The organism is Vibrio sp. STUT-A11, from assembly GCF_026000435.1.
Lineage (GTDB): Bacteria > Pseudomonadota > Gammaproteobacteria > Enterobacterales > Vibrionaceae > Vibrio.
This window is the reverse complement of sequence record NZ_AP026764.1, coordinates 759,338-780,666: the sequence shown is the minus strand read 5'-3', so window position 1 is coordinate 780,666 and position 21,329 is coordinate 759,338. Positions and strand designations below refer to the sequence as shown.

General features: G+C 44.3%; 27 protein-coding genes. 11 read left to right on the top strand and 16 right to left on the bottom strand.

The annotated features are described in order from the left end of the window. Positions 1-3: 3 nt before the first annotated feature. Positions 4-1,008, bottom strand: coding sequence for a phage major capsid protein, P2 family (locus OO774_RS19150; protein ID WP_264908416.1), 1,005 nt, complete (start codon positions 1,006-1,008; stop codon positions 4-6). Beyond that, positions 1,008-1,865, bottom strand: coding sequence for a GPO family capsid scaffolding protein (locus OO774_RS19145; RefSeq protein WP_264908414.1), 858 nt, complete (start codon positions 1,863-1,865; stop codon positions 1,008-1,010). The genes OO774_RS19150 and OO774_RS19145 overlap by 1 nt, the downstream gene beginning before the upstream one ends. Positions 1,866-2,031: 166 nt before the next feature. Between OO774_RS19145 and OO774_RS19140 the strand changes: the two genes are divergently transcribed. The 3 genes from OO774_RS19140 to OO774_RS19130 all read left to right on the top strand — a co-directional run bounded on the left by OO774_RS19140 (position 2,032) and on the right by OO774_RS19130 (position 5,162). Beyond that, positions 2,032-3,807 carry a terminase family protein gene (locus tag OO774_RS19140; protein ID WP_264908413.1) on the top strand — a complete coding sequence of 592 codons (1,776 nt, stop codon included), beginning with the start codon at positions 2,032-2,034 and terminating at the stop codon, positions 3,805-3,807. Next, entirely contained in the window at positions 3,804-4,832 is a 1,029-nt protein-coding gene (locus OO774_RS19135) for a phage portal protein (protein WP_264908412.1), read from the top strand. The genes OO774_RS19140 and OO774_RS19135 overlap by 4 nt, the downstream gene beginning before the upstream one ends. 78 nt (positions 4,833-4,910) lie before the next feature. Then, entirely contained in the window at positions 4,911-5,162 is a 252-nt protein-coding gene (locus OO774_RS19130) for an ogr/Delta-like zinc finger family protein (protein WP_193233266.1), read from the top strand. Here OO774_RS19130 and OO774_RS19125 read toward each other — a convergent pair. Continuing rightward, positions 5,157-5,459, bottom strand: a complete 303-nt coding sequence (locus tag OO774_RS19125) for a hypothetical protein (RefSeq protein WP_193233265.1) — start codon at positions 5,457-5,459, stop codon at positions 5,157-5,159. The two genes, OO774_RS19130 and OO774_RS19125, sit on opposite strands and share 6 nt — an antisense overlap. 828 nt (positions 5,460-6,287) lie before the next feature. Here OO774_RS19125 and OO774_RS19120 point away from each other — a divergent pair. Both OO774_RS19120 and OO774_RS19115 read left to right on the top strand, forming a co-directional pair. Further along, positions 6,288-6,455 (top strand): hypothetical protein, encoded by a 168-nt coding sequence (locus tag OO774_RS19120; protein WP_264908407.1) that lies wholly within the window; start codon positions 6,288-6,290, stop codon positions 6,453-6,455. A 2-nt stretch (positions 6,456-6,457) separates the two neighbouring features. Continuing rightward, positions 6,458-6,958: a hypothetical protein gene (locus OO774_RS19115; RefSeq protein WP_264908405.1), complete on the top strand. Its 501-nt coding sequence runs from the start codon at positions 6,458-6,460 to the stop codon at positions 6,956-6,958. Positions 6,959-6,962: 4 nt separating this feature from the next. On the opposite strand, the gene OO774_RS19110 is transcribed toward OO774_RS19115, so the two are convergent. Continuing rightward, positions 6,963-9,497: a replication endonuclease gene (locus OO774_RS19110; RefSeq protein WP_264908654.1), complete on the bottom strand. Its 2,535-nt coding sequence runs from the start codon at positions 9,495-9,497 to the stop codon at positions 6,963-6,965. Positions 9,498-9,648: 151 nt separating this feature from the next. On the opposite strand from OO774_RS19110, the gene OO774_RS19105 reads away from it, so the two are divergent. After that, positions 9,649-10,029 (top strand): hypothetical protein, encoded by a 381-nt coding sequence (locus tag OO774_RS19105; protein WP_264908404.1) that lies wholly within the window; start codon positions 9,649-9,651, stop codon positions 10,027-10,029. Here the strand turns inward: OO774_RS19105 and OO774_RS19100 are convergent. The 10 genes from OO774_RS19100 to OO774_RS19055 all read right to left on the bottom strand — a co-directional run bounded on the left by OO774_RS19100 (position 10,019) and on the right by OO774_RS19055 (position 13,053). Then, positions 10,019-10,165, bottom strand: coding sequence for a hypothetical protein (locus tag OO774_RS19100; RefSeq protein ID WP_264908402.1), 147 nt, complete (start codon positions 10,163-10,165; stop codon positions 10,019-10,021). The genes OO774_RS19105 and OO774_RS19100 overlap by 11 nt on opposite strands. Then, positions 10,162-10,389 (bottom strand): hypothetical protein, encoded by a 228-nt coding sequence (locus OO774_RS19095; protein ID WP_203494251.1) that lies wholly within the window; start codon positions 10,387-10,389, stop codon positions 10,162-10,164. Before OO774_RS19095 ends, OO774_RS19100 begins: the two co-directional genes overlap by 4 nt. Beyond that, positions 10,389-10,679: a hypothetical protein gene (locus tag OO774_RS19090; protein WP_264908399.1), complete on the bottom strand. Its 291-nt coding sequence runs from the start codon at positions 10,677-10,679 to the stop codon at positions 10,389-10,391. Before OO774_RS19090 ends, OO774_RS19095 begins: the two co-directional genes overlap by 1 nt. A gap of 3 nt (positions 10,680-10,682) precedes the next feature. Then, entirely contained in the window at positions 10,683-10,910 is a 228-nt protein-coding gene (locus tag OO774_RS19085) for a hypothetical protein (RefSeq protein ID WP_264908397.1), read from the bottom strand. Between the two features lies 1 nt (position 10,911). Next, positions 10,912-11,313: a hypothetical protein gene (locus OO774_RS19080; protein ID WP_264908395.1), complete on the bottom strand. Its 402-nt coding sequence runs from the start codon at positions 11,311-11,313 to the stop codon at positions 10,912-10,914. Then, a complete protein-coding gene (locus OO774_RS19075) occupies positions 11,310-11,738 on the bottom strand; it encodes a hypothetical protein (protein ID WP_264908393.1) in 429 nt (142 codons plus the stop codon). Before OO774_RS19075 ends, OO774_RS19080 begins: the two co-directional genes overlap by 4 nt. A 77-nt stretch (positions 11,739-11,815) precedes the next feature. After that, on the bottom strand, positions 11,816-12,151 hold the full coding sequence (locus tag OO774_RS19070; RefSeq protein WP_025587973.1) for a hypothetical protein: 336 nt from the start codon (positions 12,149-12,151) through the stop codon (positions 11,816-11,818). Positions 12,152-12,160: 9 nt separating this feature from the next. Next, entirely contained in the window at positions 12,161-12,700 is a 540-nt protein-coding gene (locus OO774_RS19065) for a phage regulatory CII family protein (protein ID WP_264908391.1), read from the bottom strand. A 9-nt stretch (positions 12,701-12,709) separates the two neighbouring features. Further along, complete coding sequence (locus tag OO774_RS19060) at positions 12,710-12,856, bottom strand: hypothetical protein (protein WP_264908389.1); 147 nt, start codon at positions 12,854-12,856, stop codon at positions 12,710-12,712. After that, positions 12,853-13,053 carry a hypothetical protein gene (locus OO774_RS19055; protein WP_053321709.1) on the bottom strand — a complete coding sequence of 67 codons (201 nt, stop codon included), beginning with the start codon at positions 13,051-13,053 and terminating at the stop codon, positions 12,853-12,855. The genes OO774_RS19060 and OO774_RS19055 overlap by 4 nt, the downstream gene beginning before the upstream one ends. Before the next feature lie 204 nt (positions 13,054-13,257). Here OO774_RS19055 and OO774_RS19050 point away from each other — a divergent pair, with 204 nt between their 5' ends. The 5 genes from OO774_RS19050 to OO774_RS19030 all read left to right on the top strand — a co-directional run bounded on the left by OO774_RS19050 (position 13,258) and on the right by OO774_RS19030 (position 18,791). Beyond that, positions 13,258-13,863, top strand: coding sequence for a phage repressor protein CI (locus OO774_RS19050; RefSeq protein ID WP_264908387.1), 606 nt, complete (start codon positions 13,258-13,260; stop codon positions 13,861-13,863). A 68-nt stretch (positions 13,864-13,931) separates the two neighbouring features. Continuing rightward, entirely contained in the window at positions 13,932-15,086 is a 1,155-nt protein-coding gene (locus OO774_RS19045; RefSeq protein WP_264908386.1) for a DNA cytosine methyltransferase, read from the top strand. Positions 15,087-15,143: 57 nt separating this feature from the next. Further along, positions 15,144-16,574, top strand: a complete 1,431-nt coding sequence (locus OO774_RS19040) for an ATP-binding protein (RefSeq protein WP_264908384.1) — start codon at positions 15,144-15,146, stop codon at positions 16,572-16,574. Beyond that, the gene (locus OO774_RS19035) at positions 16,574-17,572 is read left to right on the top strand and encodes an O-methyltransferase (protein ID WP_264908382.1); all 999 of its coding nucleotides are present in this window, start codon (positions 16,574-16,576) and stop codon (positions 17,570-17,572) included. Before OO774_RS19040 ends, OO774_RS19035 begins: the two co-directional genes overlap by 1 nt. 172 nt (positions 17,573-17,744) lie before the next feature. Beyond that, positions 17,745-18,791: a tyrosine-type recombinase/integrase gene (locus OO774_RS19030; protein ID WP_264908379.1), complete on the top strand. Its 1,047-nt coding sequence runs from the start codon at positions 17,745-17,747 to the stop codon at positions 18,789-18,791. 185 nt (positions 18,792-18,976) lie between these two features. Here OO774_RS19030 and OO774_RS19025 read toward each other — a convergent pair whose 3' ends face one another. Then, positions 18,977-19,903, bottom strand: coding sequence for a L,D-transpeptidase family protein (locus tag OO774_RS19025; protein WP_264908378.1), 927 nt, complete (start codon positions 19,901-19,903; stop codon positions 18,977-18,979). Positions 19,904-19,909: 6 nt separating this feature from the next. After that, positions 19,910-21,325, bottom strand: a complete 1,416-nt coding sequence (gene phrB / locus OO774_RS19020) for a deoxyribodipyrimidine photo-lyase (RefSeq protein ID WP_264908375.1) — start codon at positions 21,323-21,325, stop codon at positions 19,910-19,912. Positions 21,326-21,329 lie beyond the last annotated feature (4 nt).

The window sequence follows — 21,329 nt, the reverse complement described above, 5'->3', positions numbered from 1 at the left end:
TCCTTAAGCTGCAGGCTCAACAACGGTCACCGCTTCAATCGCAGCGAACTTGTTCAGGTTGCCGATTGCATAACCTTCCATACGGATATGGTTTTGCTTGAAGCGAAGTGTGTCTTCATCGTTCTTTTGCTTGCGCCACTGCGTACCTTCCTGCGTGAGTACTTGCAGGTTTTTAGTGTTGGTGACCAAAACCATATCGGCAGGGAAGAAAGGCGGCGTATAGGCCTGTTTACCCGCAATGGTTTTAGCTAACTGCTGTGCGGCTTTGTGTTCCGTTGGTGTATTTGCCGCTTCCAATAGACGGTGCTGTTCTGCTGCAACCAGGTTAGAACCAACCATCACGACCAAATCAGGATCTTGACGATGCTCTGGTGCAATCGTGGTATTGATCAGGTCTTGAACCAACGAATCTAGGTTCTTGTAGGAATCCGCGGTTGCGCCAGTTGGGTCGAGTTGCGCCGAGGCAAGGACTTGGCTCGCTTTCTTCTCTTTGGCGATGGTCAGCCAGCCTTTGTTAACATCCTGACCAAGCGGATTAGCCACTGGGTCTGTTACCGCTGCAGCCGATGTACCATTGAAACCAACGCGCAGAATATCGAGAGCGAAACGGCGCGAGATGGCATTTTGCATCATCTTCAACCATTCATTTTTAGAGCCTGAGTTCGCCCATTGAGTCATGGTTTCCCAAAGAATGTGCGCGCCAGAGTCAGTTTTAACCAACTCGTAAGTGTTACCGCTTTGGCCTACTTCTACGCTAAAGCGCTCATTGTTGCCGCGACCTGTTGATAGACCATCGTTACCGACATCAACAACCTGGCCTTTGATTTGCTGTACAGGCAGCAACGCGATCATGCCTAAGAAGGCATCTGACTGCATGATTGCCTGACGCAGCTTGGTTTCCATTGGCGGCGTTAGGTTAAACATGTTTTGACCTGCTGACGCGCCTGCACTTGTCAACATGGTTGCAGAGAACTCTTGTAGGTATTGAGTTGAAATCGCATTCAGCATTACATCATGTCCTTAATAGAGAATTTATCGTCAGCACCAGAACCGTCTGGTTCTTGCCCCGGAACTTCTTTCGAAAGTTCAGCGAATTGGTTTTCAAGACCGTTCACTTTCTCAGCCAACGGTTTTAGTTTTTCGTCCAGAGTGGCAGAGAACAGCTCAACGCTTGTTCCCTTCTCTTCTGGCTCTGGCGTTTCTGGTTCGTCTTGCAAGTTGAACTCTTCTTTCAGCTCTTGCTTGAACTCGCCTTTGAATGCAGCAAACTGTTCTTTCAGTGCTGCTTTAAGTTGCTCTTCGGTCACGTCGGTGTCCTCTACTTTTGATGGAGTTTCTGGCACTTCATCGCCAGAAGAGAAAAATTCATTGAATGCCGCGAAAAAGCGGTCTTTGCGTGTGAAGCACTCGGAAAAATCGACTTCTTCCAACACGCTGCACTCTAATTCGGTGGTTTCACCAGATTGGCGAGAGAATTGAAGGAGCGAGGTACCTGTGGAGGCTGGGGAGTCAGTCGCAGCTAGGCCCGTTAAATAGCAACGCCCTTCACCCTTGTAATCGGGATTTGGCTCGATGGATGTGAACAACTTTTGCTTTTTGCGGTTGGCTTCCAGCATAAATTCGTTTGGCTCAAGCTTCGCAAACAGACGCATCTTGCCGCTTTCTTCTTCCGCTTTAAGCTCAACAACTTTGCCCCAGTTTTCACCGTAGCCATAAAATCGACGGTGCTCTGGCCAGATTAGCGCGGTGTACTCTTTCGGGTCATAGCTTGCCGCCATTTGCTCAATCCAATCACGGGTAATCTTGCGCCCGTCTACGGTTGGCCCCTCAGTAGCAATGATTTTCCAGTCACTAATCTTTGGCATTTTCGTACTCAAATTTGTCATTCACATATCGGTGTGAGCAAACAATACGCCTTTGAATAACGGCTTTCAGCCACTTCATTTCCTAAGAATTCGGATTTAGCCAAAATCCGAATTCATCCGAATTTTAGTTAGTCATTTGCGAGTTTTCGGCGCGTATGATGCAGCTATGGCATATTCAGATGAAATAAGAGAAGCCGCGAAAAAGCTCTATTTACGCGGTGTTCCTCCAAAAGAAATTGCAGCGCAACTGAACCTCAATAGTGAGCGCATCCTTTATACCTGGGCGGATAAATTCGGCTGGGCTTTGTTGCTGGATGAATTGTCTGTAGAGCAGATGATTAACCGCCGACTGGCGGTGCTGATAGATAAAGATGAGAAAACCGATCAGCAGCTCAAGGAAATGGACAAGCTTATCGATCACCACGTTAAGCTGTTAAAAGCTCAAGCTGATGCAAAAGCCAAAGCAGAGCGACACCTTTCGCAAGGCAGCTCACCAAAGAGTGATGGAGACTCATCAAAGCAAGGCAGCAGTAACGGCAACCGTAAAAGAAGCCGTAAGAAAAACAGCATTGAGCACCTGACAGAAGATGACTTTAAAGGCTGGCACGAATCTCTGTTCGAATACCAGCACACGATGCGCAATAACATCAAACAGCGTATTCGTAATATTCTCAAATCTCGCCAGATTGGTGCTACTTACTATTTCAGTGGTGAAGCCTTAGAAGATGCGATTCTGACTGGTGACAACCAAATCTTTCTTTCTGCATCACGCGCGCAGGCTGAAGTTTTTCGCAGCTACATCATTGCGATTGGTAAAGAGTTTTTAGACATCGAGTTAACCGGCAACCCTATCATTCTCTCCAATGGTGCCGAACTTCGCTTTTTGTCCACCAACAGCAAAACCGCGCAGAGTTATCACGGCCACGTTTATGTCGATGAATATTTCTGGATCCCTAAGTTCGACGAGCTGAACAAACTTGCCTCGGCAATGGCAACACATAAGAAGTGGCGTAAAACCTACTTTTCTACGCCATCGTCGAAAATGCATCAGTCTTACCCGTTCTGGACTGGCGACCAGTGGCGCAAAGGTAAAGACTCCCGCGCCCACATCGAATTCCCGACTTTTGATGAATTTCGAGATGGCGGGCGACTCTGTCCAGACAAACAGTGGCGTTATGTTGTCACCATTGAAGATGCGGCAAACGGTGGTTGTGACCTATTCGACATTGACGAACTGCGTGAAGAATACAGCGATGATGACTTCAAAAACCTGTTTATGTGTGTGTTTGTCGATGGTTCACTGTCTGTCTTCAAATTCTCTGACCTCGAAAAAGGCATGGTGGATGCCACTCACTGGCAAGACTTCAAACCAAATAACAAACGACCTTTTGCCACTCGGGAAGTTTGGTTGGGTTACGACCCAAGCCGAACCCGAGACAATGCCTGTTTGGTGGTTGTCGCTCCGCCTGTCGTAGCGGGTGAACGTTTCCGTGTATTAGAAAAGCATTATTGGAAAGGCCTGAACTTCCAATATCACGTTGCTGAAATAGATAAAGTCTTTCAGCGCTACAAAGTGACGTACATCGGAGTAGACACCACGGGCATTGGTGGCGGTGTTTGGGACTTAATTTCGAAGAAATATCCACGTGAAGATCACGCCATCCACTACAGCAACGAAAACAAAAACCGCTTGGTAATGAAGATGATTGATGTAGTAGAAGCCAAACGCCTGCAGTTTGATGCCGAACACAAAGACATTGCTATGGCGTTTATGGCGATTAAGCGCGTGCCAACGGCCAGCGGTAACGCCATGACCTTTAAAGCAGAGCGTAGTGAAACGACCGGACACGCCGATGCATTCTGGGCAATCTCTCACGCCATCATCAACGAGCCGTTAGATCACTCTAATCCAACTAAATCAACCTGGGCCACTGCAGCATGACCGAGCAAATGAACACTTTAGTCAAACAAGAAGAACACGCGCCAGAGTCGGTCTATCACATCGACTCCTCACCAGAGGCCATCGACTCAAACAGTTGGATGACCACCTATTCAGATTTGTTTTACAACGATGGTGACGACTATTGGGAGCCACCTATTTCACGTAGTGGTTTAGCAGATATCGCTCGGGCCAACGCCTATCACGGCTCACTGTTGATTGCTCGGGCAAACTACGTAGCCGGGCGTTTCCAAAGTGGAGGCGCAACACGCCGCCGTCATATCCAAGCTTTTTGCCGTGATTACTTCACCTTTGGTGATGCTGCTTTTCTTAAAATCCGCGATGGTTTCAAACGTGTGGTTCGCTTGCATCCATTACCTGGCATGTACCTGCGCCGACGCAAAAACGGCAATTTCGTCATTCTGGAACGCGACAACCAGCAGCGGGAATATAAAAAGGAAGATGTGATTTTCTTGCCTCAGTACGACCCGCAGCAACAAATCTACGGTTTGGCGGATTATTTGGGTAGCATTCAGAGCAGCTTGCTAAATAAAGACGCGACCTTGTTCCGCCGCCGCTACTACAAGAACGGCGCACACATGGGCTTTATCTTCTATGCAACGGACCCAAACCTTAGCGAAGACGATGAAGAAATGTTGAAGCAGAAAATTGCCAGCTCTAAAGGCGTGGGTAACTTCCGCAGTATGTTTGTGAACATTCCCAATGGTAAAGAGAAAGGGATTCAATTGATTCCGGTTGGCGATATCGCCACCAAAGATGAGTTTGAGCGCATCAAGAATATTACCGCGCAGGACATTCTTGTCGGCCACCGCTTCCCAGTAGATAAAGCAGGGATTATTCCGCAGGGCACGACCAGTTTAGGCGACCCAACGAAGATAGGCAGTGAATACGCCAAGGATGAGATCATTCCTGTATGTGAGCTGATTATGGACGAGGTGAACTCAGACCCAGAGGTACCTATGCATTTACGCCTTAATTTCAATTTAATACATGGAGATACGGCCTAAACCCTTACCCAAAACTGTATAAAAATACAGCCTTTTGACGTATGATTATTAAGTCAGTCAATAAGCTAGGTGTATTATATGAGAGTGTTGTGCCCAGAGTGCGGCGAAAAAAGTCGCATCCAGAAATCAAATAGAATGAGCACAAAATATGCTGATTTATATTGTTCGTGCAGTGACCCGGAATGTGGGCACACCTTTGTGATGAATTTATCTTATAGTCATACTCTAAGCCCCAGTGCCAAAACCACCTCGCAATTAGCTTTTAATATAGTTAAAGCCCTAGCACCAGAACATAGAGAAGAATTAAAGCAGCAGCTTTCGATTCTATAACTTAAAAGTAGGGCTCTCTGCCTCATCAGCCATCCCAATTATCGACTGGATGGCTTTTATTTTTTCGTCATCCAGTAAGTGAGAAAACCGCGGTAATATCCCCTCTAGTAAAACTCGCCCCGCTTCCTCTCTTCCCTCACCTACAGCACTGACGGCCACCCCATCAATGATTATATCCAGAGCGGATTGAAACAACTGCTTTTCTTTAGACATATCAACACCCTTACCAATTACAAGTGAAATATACTGTATATCCATACAGTTTTCCACAGTGGTTTTTAGACATAATTCACTCATTAGAATTTTCCTTTGTTACTTTGAGTTAATAGAAATCACGCTGCCACATCATTTAAACGAGCGGTAATGCATTTCCTAAATGGGCAAATGCGTTAATTACCAAACCAAGCTAACTTAGGTTCCTGATCGCGCAAGGCCTTAGAAAGTTGATACAACTCACAAAAACAATCTAGAAATCGAGCTTGCGGAATTTGGTACCCGTGTTAAAGACGGAGCTACCCTTTCCTTAAGAAAATTCACATGGGGGAGTTCGGGATGGAGTGTGTATTTATACTGCCAAATCAGTTTTACGAGTCAACAGCATTTTTTTAGCCGAAATTTAAAAATACAAAAAGTCTATTATTTTCAATTAATTAAAAGTTGACATTATAATGCCACAGTCATTTTTGTGAAGACAATCACAAAGGCGTCACATCATAGTGACGCCTCTTTCTTACTTACGATGCTATCGGTTCGACACCAAAAGCGATGTATTTATAGTAGTGGTTGAAGAAGTTGAACCTTAAAAGGTTCCATTCCGTACGAAGTGAGGTAGACCAGTTTGAATACTGTTTGATGATTGCTGTGTGGTGTATTGGTAGGGCGACTTGGTAAATAAATACAGATCCTACGCCCAGTATTGGATTTTGCCAATGTCGTCGATTAGCTGATGTGAACTATACTAGACTATTATATGCGATGGATATTGGTGAACACTGGTGCATATTGGTTAAGTTTTGACAATGCGACGATTGTGTGAGTTTAGCAATTGAGTTATATTCTCGTGCACTAACCTTAATTTGACTATTTTCTTAGCATTGTCCAACACATCAAGCAAATGGAGGCTATATGAACAGCACAGCAGCTAAAGCAAATGCCGCCATGCGTAGCGGCAAAAAGCTATCGTCTTACGACTTACCTACAGAGCTAAAAAGAAAAATAGCTTCACGTCGTTACTCTCAAGAAGAAATCAACGTGAAGTTCGCAGCTTACCGAGCAGCTAAGGCTGCTAGTTAGGAATGTGGACCCATAACTCTTTTGGTGACATTGTAGAGGGAGACGGCGATTTCGTTGGGTACGTCGCATATTCCCTCTACAAAGACGAAAAGGTTAAATGGATACATAATTTTAAAGCCCAAAATGGCGACTACCCAACGCCAACTCAAATAGATTGTTACTTCACCTCTTACAATTCTTCCCCTGAACGCATTGAGAAGTATCGTGATGATGCAGAAAGAATGCTCAACGACTATTTTGACTTCTCTTTTTCAGAAGAGCTGAATGCGTACAAAGAAGATCTAAAAGAAGAAGCTATCATCAAAGCAGTACATAAACCATTCAGAAAGGCTGTCTGGGAAAGTTTAGCATCTGGTCTTATCGCTTCATTTATAATAGCTGTATTATCTATTTTGCTCTGGCTGTACTCTGAAATGAAGTCAGCAGAAAGAAGAGCTGACTTAATTGACCGCATCCCAGTCGCAGAAGAAGTTAAAGACATATTAAAAGATAGCGACGAATAACCATTCACACCAACGGCCAGTCGTCCCCATCTGGGAAGAACGACAGGTCTGGTTGTTGATACTCTTGCTTTTCTGGTTGGGTAAATAGATTGTCCCACCCTTCAAAATCCATCCATTTCAGATCATCTGCAGGTGCACGGCTTACTTCGACCAGTTGCGCCGAACGTTTATTGCCTTGTTCGTCCACCTCCGCAGGACGGATTTGAATACTGGTTGCATCGTCGATGCGAATTGAGCTGCCTTTTAGCAGTGCGGCCAGTGCCGTTTCATCAATATGTGGCGGATTATTCGCCCGACTATTAACAGTGTCTAAAATTCGGGTTAGCTGATCGCTGACCTGTACCTCGCGATGCTCCGTACAGTTATTGACAGAACTCCGAGAGGAGCCGGAGGCTCCAATAGCGGTCGCTGCGCTCCCTTGGGTGATCGCTTCAGCTTCTTCGTTAACCTTTGATTTCTTCTGAATCGTCCAGACCTTAGTGCGAGTTTTCACAATCGCTTCCGGTGTTTGAAAACCTTCCACCTTACGCACGTCTTCACCGTGAGGTGATGCGAATGGAAGTACTTGATATGAATTGGTGATCAGCAAATCTTCGCGCTTAACGAATGGCCCACCCTGCCCCATGATGTAGCCTTGCCAGTTACCATGGTCTGCGGCTTTCATCGTGTCTACTATGCAAGCTTCATCAGATTGGATTCGTGCCTGGTAGTTTTTGCCGATCACTTCCACCAATTCTTTGTTGGTTAGGAGGTGATCAGGTTTTACCGGGCCAACGACATGGCGGTGCAGCATGTGGTACATATCCAACAGGTCAGCGCGTTCTTGCATGAACACGTATTCCATAAACGCTTTTTTGTTTTGGCTAGCAAAACGGCGCAGCTCTCTATAAGTCGTAACTGGCGCACCACCGAAGAATTGAAACTGACGGATTGCCCAGCGGCTTTTCCAAGCGCTGACGTTCTTCGCCATGTCTTTGACTGATTTGCCTGTTTCGTCGGACACTTCATCGTCCATAGCAAAGCCGTCGATGTTCTTAGAAATGTATTTAGCGATGTAGCCTGTTGCTGTGCCTTTCTCTGGGTCGATATAGCCAAAGTCACAACGTGGGCGGTAATCCATAGGACCAACATAAGTGCACTTACGAAATGGCTTTTGCTTTTCCTTTTCGTATTGCGGGTGCAGTTCTGCGCGGTCTTCTTGGGTAGCGTATGAAATAAAGATGTCACGCACTTGCGCCACTTCTTCCGGCTTTACCCAGATCAGCAAATGCCAGTGTGGTGTGCCATCGTGATGAGGCTCAGCAACACGTACGCCAAACCAGCGGATTTCTTCACGGCCTAACTTGGCGCGGATACGCTGCCAAGCATTGTTCAAGTACGCTTGCGCCTCGCGTGGGCTTGCCCCGTTCCAATGGTCGATGAAACCGCCTTTCTTGTAGGAGTTGTGGTATTTCGACGGCGTGGTCAGCGTCAGGAACAAGCCTTGCAAACCAAGTTCATTGCCGATGTCTTCACAACCACGACAACGCACCATCAACTCATGACGGCGAATCGCAGGGTTAGACACGCTTTTCAGAACCATTTCGGCTAGGTCTGCTTTCTCTTCGGTTTCTTCGTCGAAGAGTTCACACTGCTTGATGTATTCCCAGTTGCGCTTTTGTTGCTCTTGGTGCTCACGAACACAATCCCAAGACGCATAGGCAGAAGCTTTTGAAGACACTTGCCCCATTGCAATCGCAAGGTGCTCGCGCATAATTTTGCGAGCTTTAACCAAACGACCAAGCCACCACTTTTCGCTAATCATGCGAGAGATATCTTGCAGAGCGGAAAGCTCATTTTGCTTCTTGTATTTACAAGGCGGCTTGATGCCAAACTGAGAAGTGAATGCAGCTAGCTGATGGTAGCCTTCAACGACAGGACAGAATGTATCGTCCTTTTCCAACTCAGCTTCGGTAATGCTTGCCAACTTAGAAGAGATGATTTGGAAACGCGCATTCATGATTTTGCCAATCTTGAACGCCATTTCTTTGAGTTCGTCTTGTTCTAGCTCTGCCAAGATACGGTTCTTCACTGGCTTACGATTTTTCTCCGCTTGCTCAAAATCAAACGAAACTTGTTTACGCTGAATGTCTTCAGGGTTGCCATATTCTGTAAAGAACACGGGATGAAATGGATCTTCATCGTCTCCAAGTTCTTTAGACAATAGAGCAATTTTTTGTGTAGTTGGCAGGTCGTTATACTTTTGCATCACCAGGCGAACACGCTCGGTCGCAGGTTGCATTTTTTGACGCAAGAATGTGTTCGCGTCATTTGCACCTGTTTTTTCAAAAATATCTATGTATCGCTTTGCAAAGTATTTTGCTAGGTAAGCAGGTACATCATGGAAGAACTGTTTTCGCCATTCATGATCACGAGGGTTAGCTTCAAATAGCTTACGTTCCAGAACATTAAGATCATCAGGTTCTTGCGACTCATCAAAACGTCTTGCACCAAAGCAAGCATCCGCAATGTTTTTTGGCGCTTGCGGAAAAACGTGCAAACTTCCCCAACTTTGACAAGCCAGAGAAGCAGCACGTTTGTAGTCATGGTCAAAACCGAACTTGTCTAAGTTTAGTAGTTCGATTTCGGTGGGTTCGGTTAACGATTTCAATGTGTTAATCTCAAAATATTACAATGACAAAGGCTGACATATGAAAACTGCTCTTTTGAACGACTCATTTAACCTCAACTATTTCGATGGATTGCTTGAAGATTTCATCGAAGACAATTCAAACTCACTTGGCGGAAAAGAAATGACAATCGCAATCCTCCCGCCTATAGAACCAAAGAAATATCTCAATCCCATTCGCCCATATAGAACAATTACTACTACTGGGTTGAATGAGTTCGTATCAATCACTAACTTTCTCGAAGAACTAGAACTGTTTTGCATCAATAAAAACGCTGACTCTATTGAAGGTTTCGACTGTGTATTTATAATCCCCGAAGAAGAGTTTTATGAGTTATATCCAGAAAATGACCCTAACTATGAGCAAAAAATAGAAGCCCTTAGAGCCATGTTTAAAAAGTAGATTTACTGTGCTTGCCTTCTTCGGCTATAAGATAGCTTGCTGCGATTTCTTTTTTAACCGCCGTGACAGAAGGCAAATCCCCATGTTTAATTTGCTTTCGAATATATTTTTTTGCATAAGCAGTTAACTTCTTCATACCGCCTCCAACTCTTGTGTCGTTACCAACATAAAACCGCCTTTCCCGTTGCCTTTACTCAAAACACCTTTGGTTAGATGAGTGCAACTAAGGGAAACACATGCCTGTTCGATCGCTTGGTCTAGTGATTCGAAGTCGCCAACCATTACATTGGCAACTTCTTGCGTGTCTTCATGGCGAACAACACCGCCATCAGGACAAAGCATGATTGCTGCGTATTCCATTAGCCCACCTCCACTACACTTGGGCCATCGACTACGGTAAGCTCCCCTTCATCATCGAACTGAAACAACTGACCGCGATACAAAACACCTTCTTCAGTGAAAAAATGATTCGCTACTTGATCGCATTTTCCTGCCTCTTCGTGCAGATAAGCAGAGATTACGTCTTGTGCTGTTTGATATTTCTGCGATGCTTTCACTACGGCTTGACGCGCTTCTTTTTGCGCGTTACCGCTATCAATAACGTTGTCTAGTAAGTGCTTGATATTTTCTGAAATGGTTACTGAACACATGGATTACCCCTTAAATTTCGCTAGTGCATTGTTGTATTGAGCTGCATCAACCCAAACGATAAGAGCGGTCTTTTCGCCATCCGCTAGTTCGGTAGCACCAAGACCATCGGTTTTGAATTTGATTGTGGTGCGCCCTTTGTTGTATTGGGCTGAGTCCATACACTGGTGAAGCGCTTGAACCGTTACGTTCTCGTCACCAATTTCATTAAGTAGCTGAGTGAGTGATGCCATATCAAATTGCCTCCAACGTTGGGTAGCCATGCAGTGGTTCGCAGTCGCGCCACCACGTTTGCATGGTGGTGTTTTGGCTTGTGCTCTTGGTGCATGCAGAGATAAAGAAAAGTGCGCGGATGGCGCCGATTGCTTGATGATGCGTTGCGTTGTCTGTGGATTGGTTGAATACCACCACCCAGTAAACCCACCATGCGGTGATGAAATCTTCCAGACACAAGCCTTGCTCAGTGCCGTTCACGTTCACCAACATGGCGCGAGTAGAATCCAGCTCTAGCATGTTGCCTTGGCTTGATTCCACCGGATTGAATACACGAATAAACTGCTCGATTTTTCGCGAAGTAAAGCCTTCATGACGAAGGCCAAACTCTAGGTCTTTGCGATAGATAGTCAGAATGCTCATGCTCCCACCTCTGCTTTCGCTTCGGCTTCTTCACGGGCTTGAATGACGAGTTCTGTTATCTCGCTTTCGACTGCTAATAGTTGGGCAAAAGCATCTTCTTCACCGAGTCGAACTCGCTTCTGAAACAACCTATTTGCACCCGGTTCGTACTGGCATCCTTTCACATAAGCAATTGTCTCGAACCAATTTACGTTGGCTACAAAGCCGGTGTGAATTTCAATTACATCCTGATTACTGATCGCCAGCGCATTAATAGCGTTCACAATGTCTAACACTTCACGGTTGGTGTTCGGGCCACTAAATAGCTTTTGCTTTTGAGCCAGTGCTTCCGCTGGTAAATCTGCATGCCCAATCGTGCCGACATTACGGTTGAGAACTTGGTCTATGAGGCTTCTTGCTTCGGTTAACTTTTGATTGGTATTCATCTCTCTGCTCCTACGCTTAGACAAAAAAAAGCCCCCTTTCCTAGAGGAATACCGCGGGGGCAAGGCTGGCTTGGTGATTAATGGGTATTACTGAATTGGTAGTGTTTGAGGCGACGTACATCGCCGAGCGTGTTGTCAAAGCCCACGATCATTTCCTTTAGGTACTGCATGCCTGAACGGATTTTTTGCAGCTCTAAATCATCGAACGACTCGAACTCACGTTGATAATCTTTAGGTGACATACCGCCAGCGATAAGAACCAAACCACGGCTTTTGTCTGGCAGCTCGTTGAACATTTTTCTCAGCTTGCCGCGTGTTGCGGAACCATTGAAAAGCGCTTTGCATGCGGCAATGCTTTCGTTGGCGTTGGGAGCTTGTTGTAATTGTTCTTGTTGAATAGCTAACTGACTCATGGTTACTCCTTAAGCTAATCCAGGAAGTGGTGCACCGTTGGCAAGGAAATCTGAGCCCATTTGCATTAATGGCTGTAAGCCTGTGGTGCGGTTTTCGAGGTCATTGATAAGCAAGACCAAATTGCCTAAAGCCGCCTGTGCTTTGGCGAGTGTTTTGCGTTTGGTAGATCGCGGTAAACGCTCTGCGGTGCACATTGCCAACGCATCGCTAGAAAGCTCACCGGAATGGGAATTTAGTTTTAGAAATCGTTCAAGCAGGTTCAGATCATCTTCTGCTTTTGGTAGTGGGATAGTCACCACCCCATCATCGGCAAATAACGTGTTTACGATTGAATAGTCACCAGAAACACGGCTGATAGAAGCAAGCACAACTGGTTTAAGTACGTGCGATTGATTTGGGTTCAGCATGTTGCGAAGCATCGTGCCGTTAAGTTCTAGCTTTCGTGCAATCGCTTCTACATCGTGATTGACAACAAAATCACAGCAAGCTGCATCAAAAGCTTGTTGTTTGCGTTCACGCAATCCGCACATTGAGTTATTTGCGCCCATAACTAATACTCAAATAAAGAATAAAGGTACGAAAACAAATGCCCAGCCAAGGATATTTAGCCAGAGTGGGCACTTGTTCGGATATTTATCTTCCCAAGACTCACTCATCGCATCTTGCTGGGTGAGTTTGGTTTTAGGTAGGACAGCGAAGCTCATACTTGTTGCTCCGCTGCACGTTGGTAAACCTTTACGAGGTTAATAAGAACACTGCCGCGCTCTCCCTTCTTCTCTAGAATTGGGATTTCGCCAGCAGCAATAGCTCGGTCTAATGATGAACCTGACCAACCAGTGCGACGAAGAAACTCTTTTTTGGTACAAAAAGGTGCGTCAACCGCTATTTGAATACTTGCCATAAGTGGTATCCTACAGGTTTGAGTTTTGTTGATGCTTATTGGTAGCACATGACAGCATCAACTCGTATATGACATATTCTTGATCGTAAAAGTGAGCTGGTCAACTTTTAAATTCGACCAACTTCGTTAAAAGCGAGTGGAAAACACCATAAATGTGATCAGGAACGCACTAAATGTGCGCTAAAAGAATGAGTAAATATCGAAATGAGCAAAATCCCTGCAAAAGTACCCGCTTTCGACTACTTAAAAGGTAGAGATTTCACGGAAAAGCTTAAGGAAGTGACAGGTTGTTCTACATTTGACTTAGTAGCAGATCACTATGGCGTTCCTAAATCCACATTTTTCACTTGGCACACGCATAATCGAACTGGCTTTGAGTTGATTATTCGAGAACATTTAGCATCTGGCGCTTCAGTTCGTTACCTAGCGCTAGGTCAAGGCGAACCATTCCCAAAGAGTGAAACACCGTCAACAACAAACAGCATTGAAAAGTTTTCAATCGTAAACGGCGAACTAGAAAAAACAGGAACGGTTGAACTCGGCCTATCTACTCTAAATGAGTTCGGCCTTGTTAAAGAAAACCTAATCATCATTGAGCAGAATGGATGCCACTTGTATATAAACAAAGCTGAGTCTCAACCTGCGTCCGGTGACTACTTGCTAGATATTGATGGCGTTCTATCAGTTAACTATCTGCAACGATTACCTGGCAAAAAGTTAGCAATCGCATTCGACACATCAACGATTGAAGTATCCGAACAAGACATCAAGGTACTTGGGCGTGTGGCGATGGAAATGAAGAAGAGATAATTCTTTAAACCCATATTGAACTATATTCGTGTATCATTACCCTCAGAAGTAACTAACTAATTTTTTTTATGCTCGATAATTACAAGATTGTAGATTTATTCTGTGGCTGCGGCGGTTTTGGTTTAGGTGCAGAACTGGCGGGCTTCAACTCAATCGCTGCAGTAGATGTAGATGAAACCCTGCAGTCAGCATACAAGCTCAACTTTCCAAACGCGCGTGTTATCAAAGGTGACTTAGCTACTATGGATAAGGATAGTTGGAAGCTAATTCTACAAGATCAGCAAATAGATGGTGTCATCGGCGGGCCTCCTTGCCAAGGCTATAGTCGCATGGGTAAAAGAGAACTAGGCGACCCTCGTAACGAGCTACTTCACCATTACTTCAGACACATAAACATACTAAGGCCTAAATTCTTTGTTATGGAGAACGTTGAGGGCTTACTTGACGAGTGTTACCGCGACTCCTTTTTCGCCGCACTGGATTCAGTTACAGATAACTACACGGTCCTAGAGCCGGTCTTAATTGACGCATCCGATTACGGCGCAGCTACAAAACGCAAGCGTGTGATTGTTTTTGGGTATAAGCCAGAGTTCTTTGGTGAACTGACTCATAAAGACATTTTTTCACCAGTAAATGAAAACCTTAACGCTACTGTAAAAGATGCTATCGCTGATTTGCCTGAGCCGATATTGCAATCCAAAGACAAAACAGATTTTGGTTGGGCAAAATATAATCGGAAAAGAAATCTATCTGCCTACGCGCGAAAAATGAGAGCACTACCACCAGAGCATTTAGGTTCGCAATTAGCAGTCAATAATTTAAAGAAAAAAATGCTGTCAGGTTTTTTTGATACTGTTCATACAAAAAACGTGATGGACCGATATCTTGCTCTTGAGCCAGATTCTGTAGATAAGATTAGCCGCTCAAAGAAACTTGCATGGGATGGTGTTTGCCCAACTCTTAGGGCCGGAACTGGTTCAGACAAAGGCAGCTATCAAGCTGTTCGCCCTATACATCCAAGTAGCCCAAGAGTAATCACAGTACGTGAAGCTGCCAGACTCCAAGGCTTTCCTGATTGGTTCTGCTTCCACCCAACAAAATGGCATAGCTTTAGAATGATTGGCAACAGTGTATCGCCACTTGTATCTGAAAATATAATGACAAACATCAAAAATCATTTGGATGGAGTTAGACAAGAGCAAGAGGCTTTGTTAAATAACTAATAATAAAAGAGTTAAGGGTAGATACAGTCTACCCTTTTTATTTGGCTAGGATGAAATATGACTCAAGAAGAACAAAAGAAATTAAAGGTTATCGAAGCATTTCCTGCAAAACGTTTTTTTGTAGAAATGTTGACGAAAGATATAGAGCTACTCGATGCTGTACTCGATCTAATTGATAACTCCTTAGACGGTGCGATGCGAGAAATCACTCGCCTCAAAAAAAATCAACAAGATCGCAAGTACGAAGGTTATCAAGTTGAAATCACCTTTGATGATACACATTTTAAGATTAAAGATAATTGTGGCGGTATACCTAGAGACGTCGCTATCAATTCTGCATTTAGAATGGGACGCCCATCTACAGATATAGATAAAGATCTACCCACCGTTGGTGTTTACGGTATAGGAATGAAACGCTCTATATTCAAGATGGGGAGAAGCTGTAAAATAATCAGTAAGACTCCGGATACTACACTACACGTAGATATGACTCCAGAATGGATGTCTAATGACCAAGATTGGAGTCTTCCATATGAAGAACAAGCCGCCACTCCTGAAGACACCGGGACTGAAATACTAATTAATGACCTAGTCTCGGGAATAAAACACAGCTTCAGTGGGGGTCCTACTTTCTCTAACGATTTAAAAGAAGCAACAGAAGTATATTACTCTTCATTCATCGAGCAGGGATTTAAAATAGTAATAAATACTAAGACTATAAAACCTAACGCAAATGTTTTGGCAATAGAAGATAATTTTGCTTCGAAAGATGAAGCAATATCACCTTTCGTTTACATAGATAAAGTTGATGGCGTTGATATTTCAGTCGTCATTGGTTTTTACCGAAACTTTGTATCGATCGAAGAAGAAGAAAAAGAGCTACAAGGAACTAGTAGTAAAGCAAGCTCATCAAAAGCAGGTATCACCGTCATCTGTAATGACCGTGTGGTAATACATGCCGATAAAACACGGATGACTGGTTGGGGAGAAGCTGGTGTCCCAAGTTACCACACACAATTTATATCGATCACTGGTATCGTCAAGTTTCAAAGTACAGACCCTTCAAAGCTCCCCTTAACTACTACTAAACGTGGCATCGAGGGTAATTCAGAGCTTTATTTAAAAGTGAAAGATCGGATTAGAGAAGGTATTAAAACTTTCACTAGCTTTACTAACCGTTGGAAAAGCCGCGATGACAAAGGACAGCTTAGTATCCAAACAGGAAAGTCAAAAAACATCGCTCCAACAGAAGTTGTAACAAGCATTCCTGAGGACAAATGGGTTCAGATGAGGGGTGAGGCCAATGCCAAGAAGTTCGTCCCTAATCTTCCGATGCCTCCTAAAGACTCAACAAATCGCCGCATAACCTTCACTAGGCCAATCGAAGAGATCAAAACAATTTCTGAGTTTTACTTTGAAACGGGCTCCACTTCCCCTCAAGAAGTAGGAGAAAGATGTTTTGATGAGGCGCTACGGAGGGCGAAGTAATGTCAACTGGTTCAAGCATTCCGTATCATCTAAGACAAAATAAAGCTGTAGAGCGTATTCTTTTTGAAGAGCAATTGAAATTATTAGAACCGTGGATCGAACAAACAAACAATAAACCTATCAAAGATTATAGGTACATTAGTTTCGGCGGACCTTTTTTAGAGGACTTCAAAAGCATTCATCGAAACCTAAACATTAATGATATGACATCAATTGAAAATGATGAAAATACATTAATGAGACAAGAATTTAATAAGCCTATTTCTTGTATTAAGTTGCTAGATGATCCGATGGACTCAACAGACTTTATAGATCATGATCAGTTTCAGAAGGAAACAATTCTCTGGCTAGACTATGTTAATACTGAGTACGTATCCCAGCTAAATGATATCAAGAATGCAGTAGAAAAAATGGGAGAATTTGACATTTTAAAAGTCACGTTCAATGCTAATGTTGCTAACATTCGAGTAGAAGAAGGTAGTAACCTTCAGTTGCAACGGTATGAATTTTTTCAGAACTTGATACCAAATGACTACCTTCCGACGGATCTCGACCCAGACGATTTCACATACAAGAATTTCCACAAAGTGCTTGTTAAAACCATTAAAAATGCTTTTGATAGTGGAAACTATAATAAGTCGGGCATGACAGCTAAAATACTGAGTTCATTCCTATATAAGGACGGCCAGCCAATGTTAACTGTAAGCTGTATATTGTTGTCACATAAAAACCTACTCAATTTTGATCAAAACGCCAAATTAAAAGAGTGGGAATTTTATTACAACGATGACAGCTCAGTATTTGACATTTCACTACCATCTTTGTCCGCGCGGGAAAGGATCGAGATTGAACGGCTGTTACCAGAAGGGGACTTGGATGCGATAAAACAGCACCTGGGATATAGAATAACCAACAAAAAAGCAGAGAATGACTTGCTGCTAAAAAACTTTATCGACTACCATGCTCGCTTCCCTTGGTTCGGAAAAATCGCAATCTAATACACTCAAACGGTCTTATAATAGGCCGTTTTTTCTTGCTCATAGATTGTTCGCACATATTGATTTTATACATTGCACGTTTAGTTACATCGACGCACTATTTGTCAACACAACCAAACTAAAACCACTTAGATGATACTTAGCAGTAATCAAAAATAGTCAACGAACTATTATGACCATTCGAAACCTGAAAGACGGAAACAAAAAATCCTGGCTCTGTGAGTGTTACCCGCAGGGTCGCAACGGTGCCAGAAAACGTAAGCGCTTCGCCACCAAAGGTGAGGCAATTGCTTACGAAAAATTTCTGATGAAAGAGGTGGATGATAAGCCCTGGCTTGGCGACAGGAAGGATTTGCGCACACTTCAAGACTTAGTCGAACTCTGGTACAAGCTACACGGCCAGCACCTCAAATCCGCTGAAAAAGTTTACCCTCGCCTTTGCACAATAGTTGAAGAACTAGGGAACCCGTTTGCAATCAAGTTTACGGCAAAAGACTTTGTTCACTGGCGTTCTAGCCGAATAACGAAAGACCGATACGGGAAAGAGACTAATGCAGGTAAATTGATTTCTGCGCCAACCAACAATCTCGACTTGAGATATCTGCGGGCGGTTTTCAATGAGTTAACATCTCTTGGAGAGTGGACTCAACCAAACCCACTTGCCAGCGTTAAATCGATTCCCGTGACTGAATCTGAAATGGGCTTCTTCTCAAATGAAGATATTACTACGCTCTTTGACCGGATCAGCAAAAGCAAGAGAGCCAAAGAGTTCGAACTCGTGTGCAAAATTTGCTTATCGACAGGAGCACGAATTTCAGAAGCGAATAATCTTCGTCTTCCGCAGATTACGAAATACAAGATCACGTTTCTTGATACCAAGAGCAAAAAGAACCGTACTGTGCCAATCACGGAGAAGCTCTATAACGAGCTGATGGCGTTTGAGCGAACGGGAGAAAAGGACAAGTTGTTTAAGAATTGCGTCCATGGCATTACATATATAGTGAATCGGACATTTCCGGACTTACCGGATGGTCAAAGCACCCACGTCTTTCGTCATACGTTCGCAAGTCGGTTTATGGAGGCCGGAGGAAACATTCTGGTACTGCAAAAAATCCTTGGTCATAGCGATATCAAAATGACCATGCGTTATTCCCATTTTTCACCCGATCACCTCATCCAGGCGGCTGAGTTAAACCCTATTTCGAGCTTGGGGTTGTAGCCATAATTCCATAGATAAATGGCGACAAAATGGCGGCAAATTTTCTTAATATTGATGAATATTGAATAGAATTGACGAAACAGGCATTTTATAAGGCATTGAAATAGCTCGGGAAGCCTTGATTTTACTGGGTTGTAGAGATAGCTACTGATTACACTAAGTAAGTGATCGTGTTATGCCGCGCCTCACGGCGCGGTTATTTCTACCGGTACTCCATTCTGCGCGGCAATCACAGCTTTTGCCTTCACATCTTTTATACCAAATTCACTCAACCACCAGCCCAGCTCTTTGGGTAATTCCAGTTCATCTTTCTTACCGTTACTTCGAGTTAATGGTTCGTGTGCTTCAATGAAAACGCTTCTGTCTGGCTCTAATGCCACTTTAACCGGTTGGTTAATCACCCTGACTTTTTCGCCTCGGCGTACTTGTTCAAACAGCCATTCAATGTCACTCGGTTCCATACGGATACAGCCCGCACTGACGCGCATACCAATACCAAAATCTTTGTTGGTACCATGAATCAGGTATTCGCCATTCCCGTAGGCCAAACGCAGCGCGAACATACCTAATGGATTATCAGGACCAGCAGGAACAACCGCCGGTAAGTCGATGCCTTTTGCTTTGTATTCAGCACGAATAGAAGCTGGCGGTGTCCATGTCGGATTAGGACGCTTCTGACTGACACTGGTTGACATCACCGGAGTGTCACGCCCGATACGGCCTATACCAACCGGGAATACGTGCACGATGTTTTCGTCAGACGGGAAGTAGTACAAACGTAGCTCGGCCAGATTGATAACGATACCTTGATGAGCAACATCCGGCAGAATGAGTTGGGTAGGAACAGTAAGAACATGCCCTTCTTGAGGAAGAAAAGGGTCTACACCTTTATTCGCAGCCATTAAACCCAGCATACCAACGTCATAGAGCTTAGCAATATTGGCCATGGTTTCCCCGTCTTGCACAACGTGGTTTTCAATACGACCAATGATACGACTGCTGTCTGAGGGCAAGTCGTACATCTTAGCAAATGACAATCCACTCACTAATGACAATGATACTGATAACAGGGTTCGTTTCGCGATACTCATCGTTCGCCTTTTCCTAAGCATCTCACTCTATTCCTTGGCACTTTTGAAGAGTTGTAAGGTTATCTCTCTTTCTGCTTTATGATCAACCATCGGAGTGTGATAATCCAGTAAAGAAAACCCTTCCCAAGTCCATGGTTTGTGGAGGAACTTGTTCGGTACAGTTTTTATTTCTGGCACCCAATGACGTACAAAGCTGCCGTCTGGGTCAAACTTTTCTCCCTGACTAACGGGATTAAAAATTCGAAAGTAAGGCTGGCCATCACACCCCGTCGACGCAGACCATTGCCACCCTCCATTATTGGCGGCAAAATCACCATCGACCAGTTTACTCATAAAGTAAGTTTCACCCCAACGCCAATCGATGTGAAGATCTTTAGTAAGGAAGCTTGCGACTATCATGCGCAAGCGATTGTGCATCCAGCCCGTTTGGTTTAGCTGGCGCATAGCAGCATCAACAATTGGATAACCCGTGGTCCCGGTTGTCCAGCGCTCAAACGCTGTCTCATCGTAAGACCACTGAATCTTTTCTTCCCAATCAATAAACCCCTTGCCTTTAACTAGCTTTGGTTCAAACACCAACAAGTGTTGATAGAACTCACGCCAAATAATTTCACTTAACCAGGTTGCTTTGCCTTCCGTTAAATCCGATTGCTCATTCTCAGCGAACAACCTAGCAATACATTGTCTCGGTGACAAAGCGCCAATGGCTAAATAAGGAGAGAGCTGACTGGTACCGTCAGTGGCCGGGAAGTCACGCTGATCGCGGTATTCATTACTTCGCTCACGGGCAAACTCTCTTAACTGATTGAGAATATCACTCGTTGATGCCAACCAATGCTCACTGGATTCTCGCGGATAGCTGAATGTGAAATTGTCATCAAAACACTTCCCTTCTATCGCTTTCAACGTTTGTCGCGAAAGCATTTGTTGTGGATGAGGTTTTGTTACTATTGGTAATTGAAACTTCTTCAGCCAGGCTCGTTTGAAGGGAGTAAATACCTTAAAGTATTCACCCTGCTTATTCAGAACTGTCGTCGGCGCATGAACGCACTTGTCATGAAGTAACTCAAAGCTTGCACCAGACTTATTTAAAGCGTCAGAGACTTTTCGATCAAGCGCTTGCTCGTTCACTTCGTAGTGGATGTTAGCCATAACACTCTTCGCGTTTAGTAACTGCGCCCACTGACTTATCACCGCAGTGCAATCGGAGAATTCATCGACTTCATCATACAAAAATGGAATATTCAGTTCGGTGAGTTCTTGATTGAGGTGCGCTAAGCGACGAGCAATCAGATCCGCTTGCATCGGAGCCATATGATGCGCTTGCCACTGCTGCGGGGTTGCAATAAAACAGGCGACGACAGGTTGCCCTGTGTTTAAAGCGGCTTGTAATGCCGTGTGGTCTAACGTTCTTAAGTCGCGTCGGAACCATACCAGAACCATGATG

Bases quoted from the DNA above. Each gene is read 5' to 3' on its own strand.
- OO774_RS19150 (WP_264908416.1), bottom strand. From the start codon at position 1,008: ATGCTGAATGCGATTTCAACTCAATACCTACAAGAGTTCTCTGCAACC.
- OO774_RS19145 (WP_264908414.1), bottom strand. From the start codon at position 1,865: ATGCCAAAGATTAGTGACTGGAAAATCATTGCTACTGAGGGGCCAACC.
- OO774_RS19140 (WP_264908413.1), top strand. From the start codon at position 2,032: ATGGCATATTCAGATGAAATAAGAGAAGCCGCGAAAAAGCTCTATTTA.
- OO774_RS19135 (WP_264908412.1), top strand. From the start codon at position 3,804: ATGACCGAGCAAATGAACACTTTAGTCAAACAAGAAGAACACGCGCCA.
- OO774_RS19130 (WP_193233266.1), top strand. From the start codon at position 4,911: ATGAGAGTGTTGTGCCCAGAGTGCGGCGAAAAAAGTCGCATCCAGAAA.
- OO774_RS19125 (WP_193233265.1), bottom strand. From the start codon at position 5,459: ATGAGTGAATTATGTCTAAAAACCACTGTGGAAAACTGTATGGATATA.
- OO774_RS19120 (WP_264908407.1), top strand. From the start codon at position 6,288: ATGAACAGCACAGCAGCTAAAGCAAATGCCGCCATGCGTAGCGGCAAA.
- OO774_RS19115 (WP_264908405.1), top strand. From the start codon at position 6,458: ATGTGGACCCATAACTCTTTTGGTGACATTGTAGAGGGAGACGGCGAT.
- OO774_RS19105 (WP_264908404.1), top strand. From the start codon at position 9,649: ATGAAAACTGCTCTTTTGAACGACTCATTTAACCTCAACTATTTCGAT.
- OO774_RS19100 (WP_264908402.1), bottom strand. From the start codon at position 10,165: ATGAAGAAGTTAACTGCTTATGCAAAAAAATATATTCGAAAGCAAATT.
- OO774_RS19095 (WP_203494251.1), bottom strand. From the start codon at position 10,389: ATGGAATACGCAGCAATCATGCTTTGTCCTGATGGCGGTGTTGTTCGC.
- OO774_RS19090 (WP_264908399.1), bottom strand. From the start codon at position 10,679: ATGTGTTCAGTAACCATTTCAGAAAATATCAAGCACTTACTAGACAAC.
- OO774_RS19085 (WP_264908397.1), bottom strand. From the start codon at position 10,910: ATGGCATCACTCACTCAGCTACTTAATGAAATTGGTGACGAGAACGTA.
- OO774_RS19080 (WP_264908395.1), bottom strand. From the start codon at position 11,313: ATGAGCATTCTGACTATCTATCGCAAAGACCTAGAGTTTGGCCTTCGT.
- OO774_RS19075 (WP_264908393.1), bottom strand. From the start codon at position 11,738: ATGAATACCAATCAAAAGTTAACCGAAGCAAGAAGCCTCATAGACCAA.
- OO774_RS19070 (WP_025587973.1), bottom strand. From the start codon at position 12,151: ATGAGTCAGTTAGCTATTCAACAAGAACAATTACAACAAGCTCCCAAC.
- OO774_RS19065 (WP_264908391.1), bottom strand. From the start codon at position 12,700: ATGGGCGCAAATAACTCAATGTGCGGATTGCGTGAACGCAAACAACAA.
- OO774_RS19060 (WP_264908389.1), bottom strand. From the start codon at position 12,856: ATGAGCTTCGCTGTCCTACCTAAAACCAAACTCACCCAGCAAGATGCG.
- OO774_RS19055 (WP_053321709.1), bottom strand. From the start codon at position 13,053: ATGGCAAGTATTCAAATAGCGGTTGACGCACCTTTTTGTACCAAAAAA.
- OO774_RS19050 (WP_264908387.1), top strand. From the start codon at position 13,258: ATGAGCAAAATCCCTGCAAAAGTACCCGCTTTCGACTACTTAAAAGGT.
- OO774_RS19045 (WP_264908386.1), top strand. From the start codon at position 13,932: ATGCTCGATAATTACAAGATTGTAGATTTATTCTGTGGCTGCGGCGGT.
- OO774_RS19040 (WP_264908384.1), top strand. From the start codon at position 15,144: ATGACTCAAGAAGAACAAAAGAAATTAAAGGTTATCGAAGCATTTCCT.
- OO774_RS19035 (WP_264908382.1), top strand. From the start codon at position 16,574: ATGTCAACTGGTTCAAGCATTCCGTATCATCTAAGACAAAATAAAGCT.
- OO774_RS19030 (WP_264908379.1), top strand. From the start codon at position 17,745: ATGACCATTCGAAACCTGAAAGACGGAAACAAAAAATCCTGGCTCTGT.
- OO774_RS19025 (WP_264908378.1), bottom strand. From the start codon at position 19,903: ATGCTTAGGAAAAGGCGAACGATGAGTATCGCGAAACGAACCCTGTTA.
- phrB (WP_264908375.1), bottom strand. From the start codon at position 21,325: ATGGTTCTGGTATGGTTCCGACGCGACTTAAGAACGTTAGACCACACG.